The following is a 24986-nucleotide window of genomic DNA, read 5'->3' as shown; positions in this document are numbered from 1 at the left end:
GGATGTTCCTTAGATGTTGAAAGCGGGTTCGATCACTTTGGAGAAGAAGCTCCGGGTGCGCTCTTCCCGCGGGTTGGTGAAAATCTCTTTGGGCGTGCCTTGCTCGACGATCTGGCCCTGGTCCATGAACACCACGGTGTCGGCGACGTCGCGGGCGAAGCCCATCTCGTGCGTGACGATGATCAGCGTGGTGCCGGACTTGGCGAGCCCGCGGATAACGTCCAGGACCTCGTTGACCAGCTCCGGGTCCAGGGCCGAGGTGGGCTCGTCGAAGAGCAGGATCTTGGGGTCCAGGGCAAGTGCCCGGGCGATCGCGACGCGTTGCTGCTGGCCGCCGGAAAGCTGGCGCGGGTAGGCGCCGGCCCGGTCCTTCAAGCCCACTCGGTCCAGCAGTTCCAGCCCGCGTTCGCGGGCCTCGGCCTTGGTCAGCCGGGGCTTTCCGGCCCGCGGCGCGACGACGGGCGCCTCGGTGACGTTTTCCAGCGCGGTCAGGTGCGGGAACAGGTTGAAGTTCTGGAACACCATGCCGATCTCGGTGCGCTGCTTCAGGATCTCTTTTTCGCGCAGCTCGTGCAGGCGGTGGCCGCGGACCTCGTAGCCCACCAGCGTGCCGTCGATCGCGATGAACCCGGCGTCGACCTTCTCCAAGTGGTTGATGGTGCGCAGGAGGGTGGATTTGCCGGACCCGGACGGGCCGACGATCACGGCGACGCCGCCGGGTTCGACCGTCAGCGTGATGCCCTTGAGGACTTCCGTGGTGCCGAAGGACTTGCGGACCTTGGTGATCTGGACCAGGCCCCGGGTGGGCTCGGCGGTCCCGGTTGGTCCGGTGGAGCCGGCGATTTCCGCCGTGAGGACTTCGGTGCTCATCGGGTGCCCCTTTCCTGGGTGGTTTCCCTTGTGGCGGGCGCATGCGTGGCGAGGAATTTGCGGGCCTTCTGCAGCGGGGTCAGCGGCAGGGTGCGGACGGCGCCCTTGGAGTAGTGGCGCTCGATGTAGTACTGGAAGACGCTCAGGACCGAGGTGATGACGACGTACCAGAGGGTGGCCACGAGCAGCAGCGGCAGGACCTGCTGGGTCCGGTTGTAGATGACCTGGACGGTGTAGAACAGCTCGGAGTAGGCCAGGACGTAGACGATCGAGGTGCCCTTGACCAGGCCGATTACTTCGTTGAACGCGGTGGGCAGGATGGCCCGCATGGCCTGCGGCAGCACGATCCGGGTGGAGCGCCGCCAGGCCGGAATGCCCAGTGCGGCTGCCGCCTCGAGCTGGCCCTGGTCCACGGAGAGGATGCCGCCGCGGATGATCTCGGCGGAGTAGGCGGCCTGGTTCAGGGTCAGGCCAAGGACGGCCGCGGCGAACTGGCTGATCAGCGTGGTGGTCTGTGCCTCGAAGAAGCGCACGTCCGTGAAGGGGATGCCTAAGCTGATTTTCTCGTAGAGGTAGCCCAGGTTGTACCAGAGCAGCATCTGCACCAGCAGCGGTGTGGAGCGGAAGATCCAGGAGAAGGTCCAGGAGACAGAGACCAGCAGCGGGGACGCGGAGAGCCGCATCAGGGCCAGGATGAATCCCAGGATGAAGCCCAGCGCCCCGGAGATCGCCGTCAGCTTGAGGGTTTCCAGCAGGCCATTCACGATCGACTGCGCGGTGAACCATTGCGCCACCACGCCCCACTCCCAGCGCGGGTTGGTGGCCAGGGACCAGGCGATGCCGGCCACGCCCAGGGCGACGACGGCGGTGCCCACCCAGCGCCACGGGTGGCGGGCGGGGACCAGCCGGTAGTCGGCGTAGTCGGTGGCGGCCTGCCGGCCCGCCGAAACGGTGCCGGAGGTTTCGGTGCCGGAGGTTCCGATGCCGCCTGCGCCGGAGGGTTCCGTGGCCTCGGTCCCGGGTGTTCCGGCGGCCTCGGGCGTTCCGGCAGCGGCCGGTGTGGTGTCGGGTACGGATTCGATGCCGGCGGACGCCGGCTCGGGGGTGGACTGCGCCACCGGGGTTGCTGTTGAACTCATGCGCCACCTCGCTTCTTCCAGTTGCTGTGGGGGTACGGTTGGCTGCCAATCTAGGGCCGTGCGAAAACGCGCAGCAAGGCGGCAAGTTGCATACGTTCACGCAGGTTCGCACGGCGTCACACGACGAATTCTTGCCCCGATTTACGCCGCGTTACGCGCGGTGAACGGCCGTGACCGGCGCCTCGACCGGCCCGGATTCCGGTGCCTAGCATGAGGGCTCCGCACCAGAGCCGAGGAGAGCGCCATGCCAGTGACAACCCCATCCGTGGTCCTCATCGGCGGCGGCCCCCGCACGGCAGGGTTGCTGGAACGCCTCGCCGCGAACCGCCCGGAACTGCTCGCCGGCGCGCTCCAGATCCACGTCGTGGAGCCGCACACCCCGGGCGCCGGCAGGATCTGGCGCTACGAGCAGCATCCCGGGCTGATGCTCAACTCCGCCGCGGCGGACGTCACGATGTTTACCGATGCCTCTGTCCAGTGCGAGGGACCGGCGGTCGAGGGCCCCGGCCTGGCAGGCTGGGCTGCCGGTGTCCTGGCAGGCTCCATCACCGATGTTCCGGAGCTGCCGCACGAACTCCGTCGCCAGCTGGCGGCTCTCACCGGCTCGACCTTCCCCACCCGGCAGCTGCAGAGTGTCTATCTGGAATGGTTTTTCCGCCGTTCCGTCGCCGCCCTCGGTCCGGATGTCACCGTCACGGTGCACCGGGACACGGCCACCGCCGTCGAACCTGTGCAGGGCGAGCCGGAGCCGGCCAGCCGTCAGGGCACCGAAGGCTACCGCGTCCGGTTGGCCGGCGGCGCGGTGCTGCGCGCCGACGTCGTGATCGCCGCCCTGGGGCATACGGATTCGCGGCCGGATGAGGAGTCTGCCGCGTGGGCCGGTTTTGCCGCCCGGCACGGCGCGTTCCACGCGGCACCCAGCTACACCACCGACGTCGACTACTCACCTCTCGCCGCCGGCCAGGACGTTATTGTCTCCGGCATGGGCCTGGCCTTCGTGGACCTGCTGGTGCTCCTGATGGAGGGCCGCGGCGGCAGGTTCGAGGAGCTGCCCGACGGCGGCCTGCGCTATCTGCCCTCCGGCGCCGAGCCGAGGCTGTGGGCAGGGTCCCGCCGCGGCGTGCCCTACCACTCCAAGATCACCTCGGCGCTTCGCGGCGATGCCGCGGGGGAGCCGGCGTTCTTCACCGCAAACGCCCTCGCCGGGCTGCTGGATGCGCCCGGCGAGCTGGACTTCCGCGCCCAGCTGTGGCCCCTGATCGCCAAGGATGCCGGCTACGCGTATTACCGCGAGCTGTTCACCGGCTACCCGGAGCGGGTCCGGATCGGCTGGCAGGAATTCTCCGAACGGTTCTCCGCCGCGGACTGGTACAGCCAGGACCGCCACCGGCTCGTCACCGAGTCCGTCCCGGACACCGGGCTCCACCTGGACCTCGAGCGGCTGGACCACCCCTTCGCCGGCCGCGCCTTCACCGGCCACGCGGACATCCAGGCCGCGGTAGCCGCGTACATCGGCCGCGACCTCGAATTGCGCACCGGGCCGGACCATTCGGAGACCCTGGCGCTGTTCACTTCCCTGCTCAAGTCCTACATGGACCTGGGCCGGCTGGTGCCGGCCGAGCGGCTGAATGCGCGGTCCCAGCGCGAGGTCCAGGGCTGGTGGCACGGCTTCTTCAGCTTCGTCGATTCCGGGCCGCCGCCGCGCAGGCTGCGGGAGATGCTGGCGATCCACCGGGCCGGGCTGCTGCAGTTCATTGGCCCGGGGCTGGAGATCGACGCCGCGGAGTACTCGGGCCGGTTCGTGGCCCGCTCGGCCCAGGCCGGCATCACCGTGTCAGCGACAGCCCTGATCGAGGCCCGGCTCCCGGCGCCGTCGGTGGCCCGTTCCGCGAACCCGCTGCTGCACCAGTTGCACACCTCCGGGCTCGGCACCGAGCAGCAGCTCCTGACCGCGGACGGTACGCACGCGACCGGGCGGCTCCTGGTGTCCGCCCACAACGAGCTGGTCAGTCCGGTCGGGGAGCGGCGCGAGAGGCTGTTCGGCGTCGGACCTGGCACCTCCGGCTGGGGCGCCGGCGCCTTTGCCCGGCCCGGCACCAACGCCGCGCCGTTCCGCGAAAACGACGCCCTGGCCCGGCGTATCCTGACCCTGCTGGGCGGCGACATCAAGAACCAGGACATCAACGGCCAGGACATCAAGAACCAGGACGCCACCCGCCAGGACATCACCCATCGAGCGGCAAGCGAGTCGGCGGTGCCGCAGGCTGCCGCCCACGGAAAGGACCGGGCATGACCCCGTCATCCCTACACGCCACGCCCATTGACGGCCGTCCGCTGGACAGCTCCAGCCTGACAGTCCTCAATCTCCCCATGGACGATCCGCGGGTCCGGCCGCTCCTGGACGAGCTCGCGCTCGAATATGACACCCGCTACGGCAACCTCTTTGGCCGGGGAGCCGCCGCGGAGGAACTCAACCGCTACCCGGCCGGGGAATTCGCCGGGCCGGGCGGGGCCCTGCTGATTGTGCGCGAGAACGGTGAATCCGTGGCAGGCGGCGCGTTCCGCCGGCACGGCCCACAGACCGCCGAGTTCAAACGGATCTGGACGCATTCGGCGCATCGGCGGCGCGGACTCGCCCGGATTGTCCTGGCCGAGCTGGAGGCGCTGGCCGCCCGCCGCGGCTACCGGAAGGTCTACCTGACCACCGGACCCCGCCAGCCGGAGGCGAAACACCTCTACCTGAACACCGGCTACGAGGCACAGTTCGATATCTCCGCCGATCCGGAGACCATCGGAGCGCTGGCATTCACCAAGGACCTGCCCCTCAGTTCCCCGAGGAGCTCTGCCTAGGCTTCCTGTGCCGCGGCATCCCGGAGGGGGCGCCGGGCCAGCCACGCCGCCACGATCGCGCCGGAGATGTTGTGCCACAGCGAGAACACGGCGGAGGGCAGCGCGGTCAGCGGGCTGAAGTGTGCCGTGGCCAGGGTGGCGGCCAGGCCCGAGTTCTGCATGCCGACCTCGAAGGCCAGCGCCCGGCGGGCCTTGTCATCCAGGCGCCCCAGCTTGCCGGCCAGGTACCCCAGGCCCAGGCCGAAGCCGTTGTGCAGCACCACGGCGAGGAACACGATCCCGCCGGCGGCGACGATCTTGCTGGCACTGCCTGCCACCACGATCGCGACGATCAGTGAAATCACGACGGCGGAGGCCCACGGCAGAGCCGGCAGCACCTTGGCGACGAGCTTCTTGAGGAACAGGCGGGCCAGTAGGCCCGCGATCACCGGCAGGAGGACGGTCTTGACGATGTCCTGGACCATGGCTCCGGCGTCAATCTGCAGGTAGGAACCGGCCAGGAACAGCACCAGCAGCGGCGTCACCACAGGGGCGATGAGGGTGGAGACCGACGCGACGGCAACCGAGAGGGCGACGTCGCCCTTGGCCAGGAAGGCCATCACGTTGGACGCCGTGCCCGAGGGGGCGCAGCCCACCAGGATCAGGCCCACGGCCAGTTCGGGTGGCAGGTTCAGGGCGACGGCGATCAGCCAGCCAGCCCCGGGCATGATGACATAGTGCGCCACGATGCCGAGGACCACGGCCCAGGGGCGCTTGGCCACTGAGGCGAAATCAGGCGGGGTCAGGGTCAGGCCCATGCAGAACATGATGATGCCCAGCAGGAAGGGCACGCTGGGCGCGAGGGGTTTGAACGCCCCGGGGAGCAGGAAGCCGGCGAGCCCGGCCACCACCACCAGGATCGGGAAGATGGTCACGGCGATCCGGGCGATCTTTGCCTCGGCGGCGAGGGCGGGATTGGCCAGGGCGTCAGTGACAACGCTCGCGTCCGGGGCGGTATTCGGAGTTTTAGTTGCCTCAAGCATCCAAGAATGGTGCCACCGGGGTGCGCGGGCTGGCGACTTCGTGACCACCCGTCAGACAAATATGTCAGATTTTTGGCCGACGGTGAGGTGCCCGGCCGGTAGGGTTCATGGGGTGGGTGAGCCCTAAAAAGGCGAACTCCCGCCCGGGTGCGACGCCGCCCGCATTCTCCAAAACCCCCACATTCCTGAACTGCCGCAGTGCCTTTAACTGCGACAGCAGCTGTGCCTTCTTCACCGCTGTGCCTTTTTGACCACGAACGGAGCCATCTATGGCCACCAGCACCGCAACGGGGGCCCTGGCCCTCACGCCCGAGCAGCTGAAATCGGTCCGCGGCGCCCTGGCGTCGCCGCGCCGGCTCAAGACCGAGGTCCTGGGCGGGCTTGTCGTGGCCCTGGCCCTGATTCCCGAAGCGATCGCCTTCTCGATCATCGCCGGCGTGGACCCGAGGGTTGGCCTCTTCGCGTCCTTCACCATGGCGGTGACCGTCGCCTTCGTCGGCGGCCGGCCGGCGATGATCTCTGCGGCCACCGGCGCCGTCGCCCTGGTGACTGCCCCACTGGTGAAGTCGCACGGCCTGGATTACCTGGTGGCGGCGGTGATCCTGGCCGGAATTTTCCAGATCGTCCTGGGCCTTTCCGGCGTGGCCAGGCTGATGCGCTTCATCCCGCGCCCGGTCATGGTGGGCTTTGTGAACGCCCTCGCCATCCTGATCTTCATGACGCAGGTGCCCGAGCTGATCGGCGTGCCCTGGCTGGTTTACCCGCTCACTGCGCTGGGCCTGCTGATCGTGTTCGGCCTGCCCAGGCTTACCAGGGCCGTTCCCGCACCGCTCGTGGCCATCGTGGCCCTGACGCTCATCACGGTGAGCGCCGCCGTCGAGGTTCCCACGGTGGGGGACAAGGGCGCGCTGCCGGATTCGCTGCCCACCCTGTTCGTGCCGAATGTCCCGTTCACGCCCGAAACGCTGCAGGTCATCTTCCCGTTCGCGCTGGCCATGGCCTTCGTGGGGCTGCTCGAATCCCTCATGACCGCGAAGCTGGTGGATGACATCACGGACACGCGCTCCTCGAAGACCCGTGAGGCCTGGGGACAGGGTGTGGCGAATATCGTCACCGGAATCTTCGGCGGCATGGGCGGCTGCGCCATGATCGGCCAGACCATGATCAACGTCAAAGCTTCCGGCGCCCGCACCCGGATCTCCACCCTCCTGGCCGGCGTCTTCCTGCTCATCCTCGTGGTGGCCCTCGGCGATCTCGTGTCGCTGATCCCGATGGCCGCGCTCGTGGCGGTCATGATCTTCGTCTCAGTCGCCACCTTCAACTGGCACAGCATCCGGCCCGCCACGCTCAAGGCGCTGCCCAAGAGCGAAACCGCGGTCATGGCGGCCACCGTGGCGGTGACCGTGGCCACGCACAACCTGGCGATCGGCGTCGGCGTCGGCGTCAATGTCGCGATGGTCCTGTTCGCCCGGCGGGTGGCCCACTTCGTAACGGTGGAGCGTTCGGTGACGCAGGACGACGGCGGCCCGCTCGCCACCTACCGGGTGGATGGCGAGCTGTTCTTCGCCTCCTCGAACGACCTCTACACCCAGTTCGAGTACGCCCTGGACCCCGAACGCGTGGTCATCGACATGCGCGACTCCCACCTGTGGGACGCCTCCACGATCGCGGCCCTGGACGCCATCACCGAGAAGTACCGCCAGCACGGCAAGCACGTGGACATCGTGGGCCTGAACGAGGCCAGCATCCTGATGCGCCAACGCCTGGCCGGGAAGCTCGGCGCAGGCCACTGACCGGCGCGGCGATACCGGCCGGGCCCCTCAATTAGGTCAAACGATTGGGTCTTTTTGTTTGCCCGGGGGCGTCCTAGCGTGGACCTAAGTGGATCGCGGTGCACCGGAACCAGGCCGTTTTCACGTCCGCCGAGGGGCTCGGCTACCGGGACCACCTCGACGCCGAACTGGGGACGTCCGCCGTCGAGCACTTCGAGGCCGGGCTGCGAGCCCAGGGCCTGGACCCGGCGGAGTATTTCCTGATGCCGGTCCATCCGTGGCAGTGGGCGAACAAGCTTACCGTGACGTTTGCCGCCGAAATAGCGCAGCAGCACATCGTCCACCTCGGGACCGGGGCGGACGACTACCAGGCCCAGCAGTCCATCCGGACGTTCTTCAACACGGTTTCGCCGGAAAAGTGCTACGTCAAGACGGCCATGTCGGTGCTGAACATGGGCTTCATGCGGGGACTGTCACCGCAGTACATGAAGGCCACCCCAGCCATCAACGACTGGCTCCGGGATCTGATCCTCGGCGACGCCGCCCTGCAGAAGCGCGGGCTGGGACTGATCCGCGAAGTCGCCGCGATCGGCTATCACAACGGCTACTACGAGGCCGCTGCGGCGAAGGAATCGCCGTACCGGAAAATGCTGTCGGCGCTGTGGCGGGAAAGCCCATTGCCGCTGCTAAAGGAAGGGCAGCAGCTGGCCACCATGGCGTCCCTGCTCCACGTCGACGGCGCGGGCAAGCCGATGGTCTCCGCGCTGATCGAGCGTTCCGGCCTTGAACCCGTGGAGTGGCTGCGCCGCTACCTCGAGGCCTACCTGGTCCCGCTGGTTCACTGCCTGTGCGCCTACGAACTGGCGTTCATGCCGCACGGGGAGAACGTCATCCTGATCCTGGAGAACGGCGTCCCGGTCAGTGCCATCATGAAGGACATCGCCGAGGAAATCGTGGTGATGGGTGACCGCCTGGACCTGCCCGAAGAAGTGGCACGAATCAAGGTCGAAATCCCCGACGAGGAGAAGGTCCTGGCCATTTTCACGGACGTCTTCGACTGCATTTTCCGGTTCCTCAGCGCGTTGCTGGAGGAGGACGGCAAGCTCAGTGGCGAGGACTTCTGGCGCACGGCCGCGGACGTCGTGCGCGACTACCAGGCTGAGCATCCCGAACTCGCGGCCCAGTGTGCCCGGCACGATCTGTTCGCCCAGGATTTCCCGTTGTCCTGCCTGAACCGGCTGCAGCTGCGCAACAACCAGCAGATGCTGGACCTGAGCGACCCGTCCGGCGGACTGCAGATGGCCGGCCGGCTGCGGAACCCGCTGGCACGGTTCGCCTGACCGGGCGGGCCTAGCCTGCTTCCGTGCCGCACTCCGCCGCCGCCTCCTGCGCCGCCGGAATTCCCCACCCGGCGAAACCAGGGATTCCCACTGGTGTGCCCGCCTTCGACGCCGTAATTCCCCACCTTTGAGGTTGGCGCCCGGCGTGTCTCGCCGAACCGCCGGGGAGTCGCGGCGTCAAAGGTGGGGAATTTCCGCGCCCAGATGGAGAGACTCGGCAAGGTGGCGAGACGCGGAGAGGTGGAAGGCGGTGCCAGGCGAAACCAGGGATTCCCACTCGTGTGCCCGCCTTCGACGCCGTAATTCCCCACCTTTGAGGTTGGCGCCCGGCGTGTCTCGCCGAACCGCCGGGGTGTTCCGGCGTCGCGGCGTCAAAGGTGGGGAATTTCCGCGCCCAGATGGGGAGACTCGGCAAGGTGGTGAGCATTCGCGGAGGCAGGGAGGCAGGGAGGCAACGGAAGTGGGGCACACGGGTCCGCAGGCGCCGGGGCAGCGGGTGCGGGCGGGTCGCAGGCTTGCAGAAGGCACGTCGCGGCACCCGCTGCTTTCTGCCCCCTGCCCGCGCTAGCCCTGCCCGCGCTAGCCCTGCGTGAGCCGGTACCGCTCGATCTGCTTGAGTCGGCGGAGGAGGCTGTCGCGGCGGGGGTGCGGGACGGCGTCGGCCGGCTCGGCGGTGAGTTCGATGTGCTCGGTGCCGTACTGCCACAGCAGCAGGTCATCGAGGAGCCGGTCCGGGCCGGGGGAGTATCGGTGGTCCAGTGCTTGGCGGACCTCGGTGATCCGGTTGGCGCTGAGGAGCCCGGCGAGCTGCATGGTCTGGTTGAGGCCATGGGCGGCCATGAGCTCGGCGGCCCAGCCCCAGTCGTCGTCGACCTTCCGGTCCACGTGTGGCAGCAGGGTCCGCCAGACGTCGCGGATCCGGTTGGGCGTCAGCGGCGCGGCACCCTCGCCGTCCACATCCCAGTAACCGCGGACCTCTTCGTAGCGCTCGTGCAGGTCCGAGAACGCGCTTTCCACGGTCTCCAGCATGGCGGCAGTGGCGGTGAACTGGCGGTCGAAGTGCGGGGTCCAGGCCCGGGGGTCCTCGGCCTTGAACCGGATGTCGTGCTCGATCTCGCTCCAGGCGTGCGCGAAGACCGTGCGGATCTGGCACTCGAAGAAGTAGCTGCCGTTCGGCGGGACCTCCGGGTTGAAGGCCTGCTGGTACTCCTTGACGGCCTCGTTCTGGATGGTCCGCAGGATCAGGTGCCGGCTGGAGTAGCCGTAGGTGCCGGACTCGATCGAGCCGATGTCCTTTTCGCGGTCACCCCGGCAGTCAAAAAGCTGGCGCTGGCGCTTGATCAGGTTGGCCGCCACGGCGTTTTCCGCGGGCAGCTTGGTGATCACGCGGATGCCCACCATGTCGTTCAGCGTCCGGAACGGATCCGGGAATTTCAAAACTGGGGGACCGCCGGGCTCCAACGGTTTCTCCGTGCGGGAGATCTTCTCGCGGAAGGATTCCACGGTCTTGGTGCGGCCGGTGACGAACAGCGGCGTGACCTCGGTGTCCTTGAGCATGGTCCGCAGTGTCAGCAGGACCTCCCTGGTGACCAGCTTCAGGGCAGGCCGAACCCGCTCGTAGAGTTCCACGTTCTCCTGCACGGATTCGCGCAGGCTCAGGTCCAAACGGTCCCAGTTGCTCGCCATGGACCCAGCTTACGGGGCACCGCCGACACCGGCCCGCAAGCACTCCCGCAAGCACTCCCGCACGCTCTCCGGGAGCAGCCGTCACCGGGGGCGTGCAGGGGGCCCGCCTGCGGGGAGCCGCTTGGAGCCCAAGGTAGGCTCTGCACATGGCTGAAATGCGGCGACGGGCTATCATCGCTGCCGCAGCGGCGGTGACTCTGGGGGCAGTCTCCGCCGCCTGTTCACCGGGCCCCAAGGAGGACGCTGTGAAGAGGCAGAAGTACCAGTACGGCGAGGACCCAAGCCAGTGGGGTGAGCTCTTCCTGCCCGAGGTGGCCGCGCCCAAGGGTGTGGTGGTGGTGATCCATGGCGGGTACTGGCGTTCGCAGTACGGTGCGGAGCTTGGGGAGCCCCTCGCAAAGGACCTCGCCGCGCATGGCATGGCAGCCTGGAACCTGGAGTACCGGCGGGCCGGCAACGGCGGCGGCTGGCCCAACACTTTTGCCGACGTCCTGGCCGGAATCGACAAGCTGGGCGAGCTCGCCGGTGAGCACGGACTCGGACTTGACCGGGTGGTCGCCCTTGGCCATTCGGCCGGCGGCCACCTTGCGGTCTGGGCGGCCGGACGCAGCCGGCTCGCCGGGCTCGGCGCCCCGGATGCGGACCGGCAGCTTACGCGTCGTGGCGACGACGACGGCGCGGTGCAGCTGACCGGCGTCGTCAGCCAGTCAGGGGTGCTCAACCTCGCGGCCGCCGAGCGGCTCAACCTCAGCAACGGTGCCGTCAGCAACTTCCTGGGCGGGTCGTCGGAGAAGTATCCCAAACGGCATAAATTCGCGGACCCGATGAGCGCGGTGCCGCTGGGCGTGCCTGTATATGCCGTGCATGGCACGGAGGACGACACCGTGCCGGTCAGCCAGTCCGAGACCTACGTCGGGGCAGCCAAGGCGGCCGGCGCGCCCGTCCAGTTGCTGAAGGTCCCGGGCGACCACTTTGCACTTATTGATCCGAAGGCACCCGCCTACCGGAAGTGCCGCGAGCTCGTGCAGCAGCTGCTGGTCTGAAATCCGGCCCGGCCCTCCAGCCCGCAGGCAGCCCTCCAGCCCGGCCCGCGGGCCGCCGGAAGCGAATAGACTTGACGCAGGTGCGCCGGGAAGTCTGGTCGGCATAGTTCCGTCGACCCTACTTTGAGGACTCCATGAGCGCCCTGCCACCTACTCCCACACCCCGTCGCCTCTCGGTTTTTGGACGCGGCAGCTACGCCGAGGCCCTGCGGATCGGCGAAATCCTGCGGAAGGAAACCGTCGGTGGCGCCCTGCTGGTCGCCGCGGCGGTGATCGCCCTGATCTGGGCCAACTCCCCGGCGTCGGCGAGCTACTTCGCGCTCCGCGACTTCAAGGTCGGCTACGAGCCCTGGCACCTGGACCTGAGCCTGGGCGCGTGGGCGGCCGACGGGCTGCTGGCCATCTTCTTTTTCCTGGTCGGCCTCGAACTGAAGCGCGAGTTTGTCGCGGGCGACCTGCGCCAGCTGAACAAATCCGTGGTCCCGGTGGCCGCCGCCGTGGGCGGCGTCGCCATTCCCGCACTCATCTATGCAGCGGTTAATCTCGCCGGCCACGACGCCCTGGGGGGCTGGGCCATCCCCACTGCAACGGACATCGCCTTCGCCGTCGCGGTGCTGGCGATCATCGGTTCCCACTTGCCCAGTGCACTGCGGATCTTCCTGCTCACCCTCGCCGTCGTGGACGACCTCCTGGCCATCACCATCATCGCGATTTTCTACACCAGCGAGCTCCATCCCGTGCCGCTCCTGCTGGCCCTGATCCCGCTGGGCCTCTACACGTTCCTGGTCCAGAAATACCCCCGGTTCTTCGGTCTGCACGCACTGGCCGCCTGGGTGATCCTGCTGCCGCTCGGCGCCGCCACCTGGGCGCTGGTCCACGCCTCAGGCATCCACGCCACCGTGGCCGGCGTCCTGCTCGGTTTTGCTGTCCCCGTCCTCCGTTCCCAGGCCAGCGGCGGACCGGAGGCCGGGCCGGGCCTTGCGGAGACCTTTGAACACCGGTTCCGTCCCATCTCGGCCGGAATCGCGGTCCCGGTCTTCGCGTTCTTTTCCGCCGGAGTGGCAGTCGGCGGCCTGACGGGCCTCGTCGCCGCGCTGACGGACCCGGTGGCCGTGGGGATTATCCTGGCCCTCGTGCTCGGAAAACCCGCCGGAATCCTCGGCACCACCTGGCTCATCACCAAGGTCACGCGGGCCCGGCTGGACAGCTCCTTCAAATGGATCGACGTCTTCGGGCTCTCGATCCTGGCCGGCATCGGTTTCACGGTGTCGTTGCTGGTTGCCGAGCTGAGCTTCGGCCAAGGCACTGTCCATGATGACCATGCGAAGGTGGGGATCCTGGCGGCCTCCGTGATAGCCGCGCTCCTCGCGACCGCCGTGCTGCAGGCCCGGAATAAGCACTACCGCCAGACGGAGGCGGAAGAGAGGATCGACTCGGACCACGACGGCATCCCGGATGTGTACCAGCAGAACCCCGCCGCAGGATAGGTGTGGGGCCGGATTTAAGGGAGACTGGGGCGTAGGGGAAGGCGCTGCACGCAGCCCGTTGATACCCCAAGGGGTATCATGATCTAGCTGAAATACGCACTGAAATATGCACCGGCCTTCCGGTGCCCCCGAAAGGAACAGGCATGAAGAGCATCTCCGTAAAGGACCTGGCCGCCCTGGGCGACGACACCGAAATCGTCGATGTCCGCGAGGAAGACGAATTCGCCGCCGTCCGGGTTCCCGGCGCCAGGAGCATCCCGCTCTCGCGCTTCGTCCAGTCCCTTGCCGAGGTTCCGGCCAGCGGAACGGTCTACGTCATGTGCGCCGCCGGCGGCCGCAGCGCCCAGGCCACCGCGTACCTGGAGGACCAGGGATACGACGCCGTCAACGTCACCGGCGGGATCATGCAGTGGCACGACGAAGGGCACCCCGTCAACCGGGGCTGACCGTAGCGGGCTGACCTAACGGAGGGGCCATGGAAGTCATTGTCATCGAGACCCGCCAGCTCGGGGACCGCAGCTATCTGGTCCACGACGGCTCAGTGGCGCTGGCGATCGACCCGCAGCGTGACACGGACCGCATCGAGGCGGCCGCCCGCGACGCCGGGGTCGCCATCACGCACGTCGCCGAAACCCACCTGCACAATGACTACATCACCGGCGGGCTGATCCTGGCCCGCGCCCACGGCGCCAGCTATCTGGTGAACGCCGCCGATCCCGTGGCGTTCGAGCGCACCCCCATCACGGACGGCCAGACGGTCCGGGTAGGCTCGCTCACCGTCACGGCGGTCGCCACGCCCGGCCACACGCACACCCATATGTCATTCATCGTGGACGACGGCGAGAAGCGGGCAGTCTTTTCGGGCGGCAGCCTGCTGTACGGCTCGGTGGGCCGCACAGACCTTGTGGCCGAGGCGGACACCGTGGGCCTGACCCACGACCAGTACGCCTCGGTCCGGCGCCTCGCCGCGGAGGCCGGCCATGACGCCGCGCTGTTCCCGACCCACGGATTCGGCTCGTTCTGCTCCTCCGGACCCGCCACCGGAGCCCGGTCCTCCACCATCGCCGAGCAGCTCGCCGCCAACCACGCCCTCACGGACCCGGACGAGGACCACTTCGTCCGCCAGCTCATCGCCAACCTCACGGACTACCCCTCGTACTACGCCCACATGAGTCCGGCCAACGTCCGGGGCCCGGGCCCGGCGGATCTGGCCGTTCCCGCGTCGCTTGATCCCGCCGAGCTCACCCGGCGACTGGAGGGCGGCGAGTGGGTGGTGGACGTGCGCCGGCGCGTGGCGTTCGCCAGCAGCCACCTCAAGGGCAGCGTCAGTTTCGAGTACGGCTCCGGTTCCAGTTTCACCACCTACCTCGGCTGGGTGCTGCCGTGGGGTGAACCGTTGACCCTCGTGGGCTCGCGGGACGATATCGAGAACGCAATTCGCGACCTCTCCCGGATCGGCATCGAATCCCCGGACGCCGCGCTCGGAACTGAACCGCACACCCTGGCCCCGCAGGCCGCCCTCGCCTCGTACCCGCGTGTGGGCTGGGACGGCGTGCTCGTCGGCCGGGGCGCCGGTGACGCCATCCTGGACGTGCGCCGGGCCGACGAATTCGCCGCTTCCCGGGTGGTGGGCGCGGTCAACGTGCCGCTGCACGAACTGCTGCTGCGCCTTGACGAGGTTCCTGCCGGGAAGCTCTGGGTGCACTGCGGTTCCGGGTACCGTGCCGGGATCGCCGCCAGCCTCCTCCAGCGGGCCGGGCGGGACGTGGTCCACATCGATGCCCGGTTCGCTGAGGCCGCGTCCGCTGGGATCGCCCTGGACACCCCGGCGGCCTGAACGCCGGCATCCGGTCCGGCGGCTGGAGGTAACCAAACGACGCGGAACGGATTCTCTGGCAGAGTATGAGCATGCTCACAGTTATAGGCGAGGGGCTGGTTGATGTAGTCCAGCGATCCTCCGGCGTCCAGGCCCATGTCGGCGGCAGCCCCCTCAACGTGGCGGTAGGGCTGGCCCGGCTGGACCATCCGGTCCAGTTCATCGGACGCTATGGCCGCGATGCCTACGGGGAGGCCTTGGCCGCGCACCTGAAGTCGAGCTCCGTGCTGCTCCCGCTGGGTCCCGACGAGCTGCCCACCAGCGTGGCCGCAGCGTTGATTGACGACGCCGGCGCCGCCACTTACACCTTCGACCTCGCCTGGGAGCTTCCCGGCGTCGCAGCGCGCCTGCCCTTCCTGCTGCAGGGCACCACGCTGCTGCACACGGGGTCCATCGCCACCATGCTGGCGCCCGGCGCCGCCGACGTGCTGGCCGCCGTCGAACGCGCCCACCCGTCCGCCACTATCAGCTTTGACCCCAACTGCCGCCCCAGCATCATCCCGGACGTGGACTTTGCCCGCGCGCAGGCCGAAAAGTTCGTGACCCTCGCCGACGTTGTCAAAGCCTCCGACGAGGACCTCGAATGGCTCTACCCGGGTGCTGACCCGCTGGACTCGGCCCGCCGCTGGCTGGCCTTGGGCGGCTCGGAAGGGCCGGCCATGGTGGTGGTGACCCGCGGCGGCGAGGGCCCCTGGGGCGTCAACGCCGCTGGTGCCGCCCAGTTCCCCGCTCCCGAGATCAGCGTCGCGGACACCGTCGGTGCGGGGGATTCGTTCATGGCCGCCCTGCTGTCCGGCGTGGTGGACCTGGGCCTGGACGGGGCCCAGAACCGCAAGGCCCTGCGCGAACTGTCCGCCGAAAGCCTCCGCGATCTCCTCGCCCACGCCTCCCGGGCAGCGGCGGTCACCGTGTCCCGCGCCGGCGCCAACCCGCCCACGCGTGCGGAGATGGCACGGATGGAAACGGACGCGCAGCCCCAGCAGTAAGTGAAAGGCAGCCATGACACGCCACGATGTTCCGGTGTTCCCGGTCCGCAGTGACTCTTTCACGGAGGGCCAGACCCTCCCGCCTGCCCAGCGCAGCGGCCGGATGCGCGCCGGCGGCCAGGACCAGTCGCCGCAGCTGAGCTGGAGCGGCGCCCCGGCCGGCACCAAGGGCTACGCAGTGACCATGTTCGACCCCGACGCCCCGGGGCGCGGCGGCTTCTGGCACTGGGCCGTGCTGGACGTCCCCGCCGACGTCACGTCGTTGCCCGCCGGGGCTGGTGCCGAAGGCGGCAACGTCCTTCCCCCGGGGGCCATCCAGTTGAAGAACGACGGCGGGTTCCACGGCTACCTCGGGGCCGCACCGCCTCCCGGGCACGGGCCGCACCGGTACGTAATCACCGTCCACGCACTCGACGTTGCGCGGTCCGAGCTGAATGAGGGCACATCTCCGGCCAGCCTGGAAACGAAGCTGTCGGCTCACACCCTGGGCCGGGGCACGCTCACCGGCATCTTCGAACGGCACTGAGCCCACCGCGGGCGCCCGTCACTTCCCGCCGCTGCCACCGCGTGCCCAGTCCGCCGCTGCCACCGAGTGCCCCAGCCCGCCGTGGTCCGCCGCCTGCCGCTGCCCGCCCCAGTCCGCCGTCGGACTCGCCGGAAACTCTCCGGTTCGCCGGAAATTTCCGGCGAACCGGACGCGGTCCGGCGAACTCAACGTGGTCCGGCGATCCGGACGGATGCGGACGCGGGAGCCGGCCGCCGCGGTCCACGTAGACTGGCTCTATGCGGCTGGTAGCAAGTGACATCGACGGAACGATCCTGGGCCATGACGGCAAAATCAGTGAACGGACCGTCCGCGCGTTCCACGCCTGCCGCGACGCCGGGCTGGAACTGGTCTTCGTCACAGGTCGGCCGCCGCGCTGGCTCCACCCCCTGCAGGACCAGCTGGGGCACACCGGAACGGTCATCTGCTCCAACGGCGCCGTCGTGTGGGACCTCGAGGCAGACCGCATGCTCTCGGCGCGGACCCTGGACCTGGACGCCGTGTTCGAGATCCGGCGCATCATCAAGCAGCTGCGTCCGTCCGCCTTGTTTGCCGCCGAGACCCTCACCGGCTTCCACCTGGAACCGGGCTTCATTGAAAACGGCTCAAGCCAACTGCTCGCGGAATTCACGCCGGCCCCGCTGCACACCACCCTCGCCGAGGGGGACTCCGTGGTGAAGTTCCTGGCCATTCTCCGCGAGGGCACCGCCGACGAATTCCTCGCCGACGTGGCGCCCGCCGTCGCCCATCTGGCCGCCGCGACGCACTCGGCGCCGAACATGGCCCTGCTGGAGCTCTCCTTGCCCGGCGTGAACAAGGCCGTGACCCTCGCCGAATATGCGGCGTCCCTAGGCATCGGCGCGGCGGACGTGGTGGCATTCGGGGATATGCCCAACGACATCGAGATGCTCCGCTGGGCGGGGCACGGCTACGCGATGGCCAGCGGCCACCCCGAAGCGATCCGCGCCGCGGGCCAGCAGGCCCCGCACTTCGACGACGACGGCGTCGCCCAGATCCTCGAGGCCAAGCTGGCCGAACTCGGCGTGCGGCTGACCTAAGGGGCGCCACAGCCGACATCCCCGCCTGGGCCGAGGCCCACATCCCCCGGCGTGCCCCCGGCGTCCTGATGCACGTCCCGGCCGGACACCGGATTCCCAGCGGACGGTCAACTGGCGTTCACCTTGCCCTTCTAGGCTGAAGTCTCGCGACAGTTCGTATGACCGATAGTGGGGACATCATGGCCAGGCACCGCATCAACAACACGGACGATCAACCCCTGCGCCCGGCGGAGCCGGACCCGCACTGGAGGCAGCTGCGTCAGGGCGACCGCGTCAGCGTCCGGCTGGCCCCGGGCGTCGAGACCAGCGGCCTCGTGGACGCAGTGACGGCGGACCACAGCGTCGTCTGGGTGGACCTCGACGGCGGCCGGGGCCGCACACTGCTGCACTGCGCCGACGGCGTCGAAATCCGACCGCACGAATCCTGACACCGGCCCCGCCGAGCCCCTTTGCCCGCTGCCGTCCGGTCCCGCCTGCGGCCCGGTCGAACTCACGGGCCGCAGGTCCAGGCTCAGGTACGCTTCAGGAGTGACCAGCCCGCACCCGTACTTCGCCCCCCGCGGGAACCGCGACGCCAGCCCGAAGGACGCCGCTGCCCGTGCTCCCGGCGATTCCCTGGCGCCCTTGGCGATGGCCCACCGGGGCTTCTCGCTGGACGGGCTCGAGAACTCGATGGCCGCGTTCCGCGCCGCCGTTGACCTCGGGTACCGGCATCTGGAGACGGATGTCCACACGACGGCCGACGGCGTTTTGATGCTCTTCCACGACCCCACCCTGGACCGGATCACGCAGGGGAAAGGCCGGATCGCGGACCTTCCGGCGGAGACCGTGGAGCAGGCCAGGATCGGCGGAACCGAGCCGATTCCGCGGTTCGAGGAGCTGATTGCGGCCTTCCCGGACATCCGGCTCAACATCGACGTCAAGGACTGGCAATCGGTGGGCACCCTGGCCTCGGCGATCGAACGCCACGGGCTGCACGACCGCGTGCTGGTGGCCAGCTTCTCGGACCGGCGGCGCCGTGCGGTACTGAAGCGGCTGAGCCGTCCCGCCGCGAGCTCGGCCGGCATCATGTCCAGCGCCGTGTTCGTCCTTCTGGGCCCGGTGCTGCCGGCGCGGCTGATGTCCCTCGTGGCGCGTGGGGCACTGCGCGGGGTCCACGCCCTGCAGGTCCCGGTCCGCTATGGCGCGGTGCCCGTGGTGACGTCCGGCTTCATCCGGCGGGCCCACCGGCACGGCCTGCAGGTCCATGTGTGGACGGTCAACGAGCCCGCGGAAATGCACCGGCTGCTGGACCTCGGCGTCGATGGCCTTGTCACGGACCGCGCCGACCTGCTCAAGGCGGTCCTTCAGGAGCGCGGGACCTGGGCCTAAACACCGCGTCGTCTTGGTGCCGCGACCACGCCAGACTGGCAGGATAGTGCCATGCGCATCCTCATCGCCCCGGACAAATTCAAGGGCTCCCTCACCGCCACCGAAGCCGCCGCCGCCATTGCCGAAGGCGCCCTGCGCGTCTACCCGGACGCCGAGGCCATCCAGTTTCCGGTGGCCGACGGCGGGGAGGGGACCCTCGAGGCGGCCGTCGCGGCCGGTTATGAGGAAAGGCTCAACGCGGTCGTTGGCCCGATCCTGGCCCCGATCGGCGCCGCCTGGGCTATCCGCGCGGATGCCTTCGGCGGGGCCACCGCGGTGATTGAAACGGCCCAGGCATCCGGGCTGGCGCACATGGAGCCCACCCCGGCGAACGCGCTGCGCGCCCACAGCTATGGCTGCGGGCAGCTGATCGCCGCCGCGCTGGACGCCGGTGCCAACGAAATCGTCCTGGGCGTGGGCGGCTCGGCCATGAGCGACGGCGGCAGCGGCGCACTCCGGGCCCTCGGACTCAAGCCTCTGGACGCGGCCGGGAATGTCGTGCCCCTCGGCGGCGGATCGCTCGCCGACGTCGTGTCCGTGGACATCAGCGGCCTCGATCCACGGCTGTCCGAAGTAAAGTTCAGGATCGCCGTCGACGTCCAAAACCCGCTGTACGGCACCGACGGGGCCGCACACGTATTTGGTCCGCAAAAAGGCGCCGACGCCGATGCGGTGGAGCTGCTCGACGCCGGCCTGCGGAACTGGGCCTCGGTCCTGCGCGAGTCGACGGGCCGGGACGTCAATGTGCCCGGCGCCGGCGCGGCCGGCGGCTTCCCGGCGTCGTTCCTGGCCTTCAGTACGGCCGCCCTGGAAGGCGGCTTCGAACTGGTGGCCGGCCTCACCGGGCTTGCCGCGAAGCTCGCGGTGGCGGACCTGGTCATCACCGGAGAAGGCTCCATGGACAGCCAGTCGCTGACGGGCAAGGCTCCGATCGCCCTCGCCGATGCCGCCCAGGCCCTCGGCATTCCCGTGATCGTGGTTGCCGGCCGGATCCTCGTCACGCCCGAGGACCTGGCCCGTCACGGAGTGGTGGCCGGCGCGCAACTGCTGGACGTCGCCGGCAGCCCGGAGGACGCCGTCGCCAACGCCGCAAAATACCTTGCCTGGGCCACCAGCCAGGTCCTCGAAGGCGCGTAGGGCCGGACCGGGCCGCGACTGCGCCCCCGTTCCTCTGGTCCGGGTGGGCCCGCCCGGCTAAACTGGCCCAATTGGGGGCCCGTGACTCCCTGCCAGGGCCATGAGCACACATGGCCTTCCCAGGAGGACGATATGTCCACGAAGCACAACTCCCGCCGGGCGAAGCTCCAAGAGCGCCGGCTAGAGGTCGAACACATCAACGTCGTGGACCGGCGCGTCATGCGCAAGGCCCTCGGCGGCACCATCGTCGGGAACACTATGGAGTGGTACGACGTCGGCGTGTTCGGCTACCTGATCACCACCATGGGCCCGGTCTTCCTGCCGGAGGCGGACAAGACCGTACAGAACCTGTTCCTGCTCGGCACCTTCGGCGCGACCTTCATTGCGCGGCCGCTGGGCGGGGTGTTCTTCGGCTGGCTCGGCGACAAGATCGGCCGCCAGAAGGTCCTCGCGATGACCCTCATCATCATGGCGGCCTCGACCTTCGTGGTGGGTCTCCTGCCCGGGTACGCCGTGCTCGGAATCTGGGCGGCCGTTCTTCTGGTGGTCACCAAACTCATCCAGGGCTTCTCGACCGGCGGTGAGTATGCCGGTGCCACGACCTTTGTCAGCGAACACGCCCCGGACGCCCGCCGCGGCTACTTCGCCAGCTTCCTGGACCTTGGCAGCTACATGGGCTTCGCCATCGGCGCGGCCCTGGTAACGCTGCTGCAGGTGGTGCTCGGCAGCGACACGATGGAGGCATGGGGCTGGCGCATTCCGTTCCTGATCGCCGGCCCGCTGGGGCTTGTGGCCATCTACTTCCGCATGAAGATTGAGGAGTCCCCGACTTTCCAGGCCAGCCTTGACGCCCAGGCCGCCGGAGAAGCCGGCGCGGGCGGTGAGGCCGCGGCAAAGGGCCCGGTAGCGATCATCGCCTCGCATTGGCAGAGCATCCTGCTCGCCATGATCCTGGTCGCGGCCGCCAACATCGTCGGCTACGCGCTGACGTCCTATATGCCGACGTACCTGACGTCGAACCTGGGCTACGACGAACTTCATGGCACCCTGCTGACCATTCCCGTCCTCGTGGCGATGTCTGCGGCCATCCCGCTCACCGGCCGGCTCTCGGACCGGATCGGCCGCCGCCCGGTGCTCTGGATCGGTTCGCTCGGCACTGTGATCCTGGCGGCCCCGGCCTTCCTGCTGATTGGCGTGGGGGAGATCTGGTCCACCCTCCTGGGCCTGGCTCTCATCGCTTTTCCGCTGACGTTCTACGTGGCGAATCTGGCCTCTGCCCTGCCGGCGCTGTTCCCCACGGCCAGCCGGTACGGTGCCATGGGCATTGCGTACAATTTCGCGGTGGCAATCTTCGGTGGCACTGCCCCGTTTGTGATCGCCGCGCTCATCGCCGCCACCGGAAACGACATGATGCCGGCCTACTACCTCATTGCCACCTCGGCCGTCGGCGCGGTGGCCGTGTACTTCATCCGCGAAACGGCCGGACGCCCGCTCCTCGGCTCCATGCCGAGCGTGGATACCGTGGAGGAAGCCCATGAGCTGGTCGCAGGCCAGGACACCAACGACAACCTGAATCTCAACGAGATGCCTTTTGACCACACCTACGAGCCGGCGGAACCGGCCAGTGCGGAAGGCGGGGCAGGGGCAGCAGAGACGAAGGACCGGCCGGCGGAGTAGCCAGCCCTGAGTATCGGGCTATCGCCCGCCAGCGGTGGTTTCCCAGCAGTGCTTTCCTAGCGGCGCTTCTTGGGGGTGCGCTTGACGGCTGCCTTCACCGCGGCGGCCGAGGCCGCAGCCGGCGCCGGATCTTCGGTTTCCGGCTCCGCCACCGTGCCGCGCACCTTCGCGATCGCCTTCATGCCGTGGTAGATCACCAGGGCCGCGGCCGAGCCCAGCGCGATCCCGGTGAACTTCAGGTCGCCAATGGTCCAGGTGTAGTCCGCAATCCCGACGATCAGGGCCACGGCGGCCGTGGTCAGGTTGATCGAGTTGGAGAAATTCACCTTGTTCTGGACCCAGATCTTCACGCCCAGCACGCCGATCATCCCGTAAAGCATCGTGGCCGCGCCGCCCAGGACACCGGCAGGGACAGTGGCGATCAGCTCGCCGAACTTCGGCGAGAAGCTCAGGATCACGGCGAAGATGCCGGCCACCCAGTAGGCCGCCGTCGAATACACCTTGGTGGCGGCCATGACGCCGATGTTCTCCGCGTACGTGGTGGTACCGGACCCGCCGCCAAACCCGGCAAGCATGGTGGCGGCGCCGTCGGCCAGCAGCGCCCGGCCGGAGACGCCGTCGAGGTTCTGGCCCGTCATGGCCGACACGGACTTCACATGGCCGATGTTCTCCGCCACCAGCACCAGCACCACCGGAACGAAGAGGCCCACGACGCCGAGGTGGAATTCGGGAGTCTGGAAATGCGGCAGGCCCACCCACGCAGCACCCTCCATCTTGGAAAAGTTCACCTCGCCCCGGATCATCGCAACCAGGTAGCCCACCAGAACGCCCACCAGGATGCTCAGCCGGCCCAGCATGCCGCGGAACAGCACGCTGACCACGATGATGACGGCCAGGGTGATGAAGGCCGTGACGGGGGCCAAGTCGAAGTTGGCCTTCGCCGCGGGAGCCAGGTTCAAACCGATCAGCGCCACGATCGCGCCGGTCACGATCGGCGGCATGACCCGGTTGATCCAGCCGGCACCGAATTTCTGCACCACGGCACCGACGACGGCGAGCGTCGCGCCCGCCAGCACCACACCGCCCAGTGCCCCGGGGACGCCGAACTGCTGCTGGGAAGCCAAGATCGGGGCTATGAACGCGAAGCTGGAACCGAGGTAGCTCGGCACGCGTCCCTGCGTGATGACCAGGAACAGCAGGGTGCCGATGCCGGAGAAGAATAAGGTGGTGGCCGGCGGCATGCCCGTGATGATCGGGACCAGGAAGGTGGCACCGAACATCGCCACGACGTGCTGCATCCCGATCCCCACCGTCAGGGGCCAGGTGAGCCGCTCATCAGGCCGGACGACCTCACCGGGGCGGACGGACTTGCCGTTGCCGTGGAGCTTCCATTTGGTGCCGAGCATGCTCATAGCCGGGAGCCTTTCAGAGAATGTGGGGCGGGCGCGGAAGGAATCTTCCCGAGCAACTTTACCGCGCAGGGTTTTGCCGGCCGTCCGGCTCGGGACGGTTGGGGCCGGGCCAAGCGCGATGTCCGCCGGAGCAGTGTGTGCCGGAGGTCACAGGGCTTTGTGGGAAGCAGGCGCCGGAAGTTGAAGTTGCAAGTAGTGACCACAATTATGGACAGCAAAAGCCGGCCACCCAAAGGGCGCGCCGGCACAGCGAAAGGGATGCCAATGACAATCGCCCACGATGAAGCAGTAATCGAGGCAGCCGCCGTCGACGCCATCTTTGCCGAAGCCCGCACCGCGAACGCCTTTACCGGCGACGTTACCGAGCAGCAGGCCCGCGCCATCTACGAACTGACGAAGTTCGGACCCACCGCTTTCAACTCACAGCCGCTGCGCGTCACCTACGTGCGTTCCGACGACGCCCGGGCCACGCTCGTGGATGCCCTGTCCGCCGGAAACCGCGCCAAGACGGCCTCCGCGCCGCTTGTCGCCGTCCTGAGCTACGACACCGCCTGGCAGGAGCAGTGGGACACGTTCCTTCCCGGCTACAACGCCCCCAAGGCCATGTACGACGCCGCACCGGACCTCGCCGCGTCCACCGGCAACAACAACGCCCACCTGCAGGCCGGTTACTTCATCCTCGCGGTCCGCTCCCTGGGCCTGGCCGCCGGTCCCATGACGGGTGCCGATTTCGCCAAGATCGACGCCGCGTTCTTCCCCGACGGGAGCCAGAAGAGCTTCCTGGTGGTCAACATCGGCCAGCCCGGTGAAGACGCTTGGGGCGCAGCCAAGCCGAAGTTCGCCTACGAGGACGTCGTCCGTACCGTCTAAAGGCCTCTGTTCCGCGGAGGTGCCTCCGGCACTGCCCATCCGCGGAGGTGCCTCCGACACCATGGGGGACAGGCCGGAGGCACTCGGGATGTGATTCTGCGGTTCAGCGCACGGCCCACATCCAGGGCCACTTCTAATCTTAGTCCGCGCCTTTGTCTCCGGCACTGCGTGTTTGTGCAAAGTGCCACGGTCCGTGGCGGCCTTGGCGTGGCACACTTTTCCCATGCGGAACCTGATCGCGGTGGCCTTCGTGGAGCCGGTAGCCGAGGGGCTCGAGTTTCCCCGTGATGACTGGCCGCTGCACATCACATTGGTCAAGTTCGACGTTGTCGAACCCCGCCAGGACGCACGCCCCGAAGCCGAGCCGGGCGCAATGCCGGTCCACGACGATCCGCTCGCCGGGCAGATCGCCGCACTCATGGCGGATCCGGTGGCCGCGGTCCTGGGTTCCAGCCTGCGCGTGGCTGGCGAAGCCGGTTTTGGCCGCGCCGGCTCCATCCCGGTCAACCTGATCGAACCCAGCGACCAGCTGCAGTTTCTCCATAACCAGCTGGTCCGGATGGTGGAGCAGCTGCCCGGCAGGATTTCCACGCCTGCGTACACCCTGGAAGGGTACCGGCCGCACGTCTCCCACCACGGTGACAAACGGCTCCAGCAGGGCGACGCCGTCACGCTGGACCAGATAGCGCTGGTGGACATGGCCCCCGACGGCAGGCACGCCACCCGCCGGGTACTCAAATTGTGGACCGAAGCCCCGGCCTGAGCACCGGAACGGCCTCCTACGAGGTCCAACACGTCATATCCGTG

Annotated in this window: 21 protein-coding genes and 1 pseudogene; 17 read left to right on the top strand and 5 right to left on the bottom strand. The window is 68.4% G+C overall.

Annotated elements, in window-relative coordinates; all coding sequences use genetic code 11:
* Window positions 1-9: 9 nt before the first annotated feature.
* Together AB4089_RS05605 and AB4089_RS05600 are read right to left on the bottom strand one after the other, a co-directional pair.
* The gene (locus AB4089_RS05605; protein WP_441408290.1) at window positions 10-870 is read right to left on the bottom strand and encodes an amino acid ABC transporter ATP-binding protein; all 861 of its coding nucleotides are present in this window, start codon (window positions 868-870) and stop codon (window positions 10-12) included.
* A complete protein-coding gene (locus tag AB4089_RS05600) occupies window positions 867-2009 on the bottom strand; it encodes an amino acid ABC transporter permease (RefSeq protein WP_441408289.1) in 1143 nt (380 codons plus the stop codon). The genes AB4089_RS05605 and AB4089_RS05600 overlap by 4 nt, the downstream gene beginning before the upstream one ends.
* 244 nt (window positions 2010-2253) lie before the next feature.
* Here AB4089_RS05600 and AB4089_RS05595 point away from each other — a divergent pair, with 244 nt between their 5' ends.
* On the top strand, window positions 2254-4302 hold the full coding sequence (locus AB4089_RS05595) for an FAD/NAD(P)-binding protein (protein ID WP_441408288.1): 2049 nt from the start codon (window positions 2254-2256) through the stop codon (window positions 4300-4302).
* Entirely contained in the window at window positions 4299-4859 is a 561-nt protein-coding gene (locus tag AB4089_RS05590; RefSeq protein ID WP_441408287.1) for a GNAT family N-acetyltransferase, read from the top strand. The genes AB4089_RS05595 and AB4089_RS05590 overlap by 4 nt, the downstream gene beginning before the upstream one ends.
* Here AB4089_RS05590 and AB4089_RS05585 read toward each other — a convergent pair.
* Window positions 4856-5881, bottom strand: coding sequence for a bile acid:sodium symporter family protein (locus AB4089_RS05585; RefSeq protein ID WP_441408286.1), 1026 nt, complete (start codon window positions 5879-5881; stop codon window positions 4856-4858). The genes AB4089_RS05590 and AB4089_RS05585 overlap by 4 nt on opposite strands.
* Before the next feature lie 269 nt (window positions 5882-6150).
* Here AB4089_RS05585 and AB4089_RS05580 point away from each other — a divergent pair, with 269 nt between their 5' ends.
* Together AB4089_RS05580 and AB4089_RS05575 are read left to right on the top strand one after the other, a co-directional pair.
* Complete coding sequence (locus AB4089_RS05580; RefSeq protein ID WP_441408285.1) at window positions 6151-7674, top strand: SulP family inorganic anion transporter; 1524 nt, start codon at window positions 6151-6153, stop codon at window positions 7672-7674.
* Window positions 7675-7760: 86 nt separating this feature from the next.
* Window positions 7761-8993, top strand: a pseudogene (locus AB4089_RS05575) (IucA/IucC family protein); the annotation flags it as partial.
* A 579-nt stretch (window positions 8994-9572) separates the two neighbouring features.
* Here the strand turns inward: AB4089_RS05575 and AB4089_RS05570 are convergent.
* Entirely contained in the window at window positions 9573-10679 is a 1107-nt protein-coding gene (locus AB4089_RS05570; protein ID WP_441408284.1) for a GTP pyrophosphokinase, read from the bottom strand.
* A 245-nt stretch (window positions 10680-10924) separates the two neighbouring features.
* Here AB4089_RS05570 and AB4089_RS05565 point away from each other — a divergent pair, with 245 nt between their 5' ends.
* From AB4089_RS05565 to AB4089_RS05515, 11 genes are all read left to right on the top strand, one after another.
* On the top strand, window positions 10925-11722 hold the full coding sequence (locus AB4089_RS05565) for an alpha/beta hydrolase (protein WP_441408283.1): 798 nt from the start codon (window positions 10925-10927) through the stop codon (window positions 11720-11722).
* Window positions 11723-11856: 134 nt separating this feature from the next.
* Window positions 11857-13209 carry a Na+/H+ antiporter NhaA gene (nhaA, locus tag AB4089_RS05560; RefSeq protein WP_441408282.1) on the top strand — a complete coding sequence of 451 codons (1353 nt, stop codon included), beginning with the start codon at window positions 11857-11859 and terminating at the stop codon, window positions 13207-13209.
* Between the two features lie 143 nt (window positions 13210-13352).
* The gene (locus AB4089_RS05555) at window positions 13353-13655 is read left to right on the top strand and encodes a rhodanese-like domain-containing protein (RefSeq protein WP_441408281.1); all 303 of its coding nucleotides are present in this window, start codon (window positions 13353-13355) and stop codon (window positions 13653-13655) included.
* Between the two features lie 29 nt (window positions 13656-13684).
* Window positions 13685-15046 carry an MBL fold metallo-hydrolase gene (locus tag AB4089_RS05550; RefSeq protein ID WP_441408280.1) on the top strand — a complete coding sequence of 454 codons (1362 nt, stop codon included), beginning with the start codon at window positions 13685-13687 and terminating at the stop codon, window positions 15044-15046.
* Between the two features lie 71 nt (window positions 15047-15117).
* The gene (locus AB4089_RS05545) at window positions 15118-16071 is read left to right on the top strand and encodes a carbohydrate kinase family protein (protein ID WP_441408279.1); all 954 of its coding nucleotides are present in this window, start codon (window positions 15118-15120) and stop codon (window positions 16069-16071) included.
* A gap of 13 nt (window positions 16072-16084) precedes the next feature.
* Window positions 16085-16597, top strand: a complete 513-nt coding sequence (locus AB4089_RS05540; RefSeq protein WP_441408278.1) for a YbhB/YbcL family Raf kinase inhibitor-like protein — start codon at window positions 16085-16087, stop codon at window positions 16595-16597.
* Between the two features lie 257 nt (window positions 16598-16854).
* Window positions 16855-17673, top strand: a complete 819-nt coding sequence (locus AB4089_RS05535; protein WP_441408277.1) for an HAD family hydrolase — start codon at window positions 16855-16857, stop codon at window positions 17671-17673.
* 179 nt (window positions 17674-17852) lie between these two features.
* On the top strand, window positions 17853-18101 hold the full coding sequence (locus AB4089_RS05530; RefSeq protein ID WP_441408374.1) for a hypothetical protein: 249 nt from the start codon (window positions 17853-17855) through the stop codon (window positions 18099-18101).
* 100 nt (window positions 18102-18201) lie between these two features.
* Window positions 18202-19044 (top strand): glycerophosphodiester phosphodiesterase, encoded by an 843-nt coding sequence (locus tag AB4089_RS05525; RefSeq protein ID WP_441408276.1) that lies wholly within the window; start codon window positions 18202-18204, stop codon window positions 19042-19044.
* A 51-nt stretch (window positions 19045-19095) separates the two neighbouring features.
* Window positions 19096-20220: a glycerate kinase gene (locus AB4089_RS05520; protein ID WP_441408275.1), complete on the top strand. Its 1125-nt coding sequence runs from the start codon at window positions 19096-19098 to the stop codon at window positions 20218-20220.
* Between the two features lie 132 nt (window positions 20221-20352).
* Window positions 20353-21897 carry an MFS transporter gene (locus AB4089_RS05515; protein WP_441408274.1) on the top strand — a complete coding sequence of 515 codons (1545 nt, stop codon included), beginning with the start codon at window positions 20353-20355 and terminating at the stop codon, window positions 21895-21897.
* A gap of 56 nt (window positions 21898-21953) precedes the next feature.
* Here AB4089_RS05515 and AB4089_RS05510 read toward each other — a convergent pair whose 3' ends face one another.
* On the bottom strand, window positions 21954-23309 hold the full coding sequence (locus AB4089_RS05510; RefSeq protein ID WP_441408273.1) for a uracil-xanthine permease family protein: 1356 nt from the start codon (window positions 23307-23309) through the stop codon (window positions 21954-21956).
* A gap of 264 nt (window positions 23310-23573) precedes the next feature.
* On the opposite strand from AB4089_RS05510, the gene AB4089_RS05505 reads away from it, so the two are divergent.
* Together AB4089_RS05505 and AB4089_RS05500 are read left to right on the top strand one after the other, a co-directional pair.
* Window positions 23574-24179 (top strand): malonic semialdehyde reductase, encoded by a 606-nt coding sequence (locus AB4089_RS05505; protein ID WP_441408272.1) that lies wholly within the window; start codon window positions 23574-23576, stop codon window positions 24177-24179.
* Between the two features lie 223 nt (window positions 24180-24402).
* Window positions 24403-24942 carry a hypothetical protein gene (locus AB4089_RS05500; RefSeq protein WP_441408271.1) on the top strand — a complete coding sequence of 180 codons (540 nt, stop codon included), beginning with the start codon at window positions 24403-24405 and terminating at the stop codon, window positions 24940-24942.
* The last annotated feature ends 44 nt before the right edge of the window (window positions 24943-24986 follow it).

It is taken from the genome of Arthrobacter sp. 2MCAF15 (assembly GCF_052115605.1).
Classification (GTDB): Bacteria; Actinomycetota; Actinomycetes; order Actinomycetales; family Micrococcaceae; genus Arthrobacter.
The sequence above is the reverse complement of the archived record's forward strand: the minus strand, read 5'-3'. Positions and strand labels throughout refer to the sequence as shown.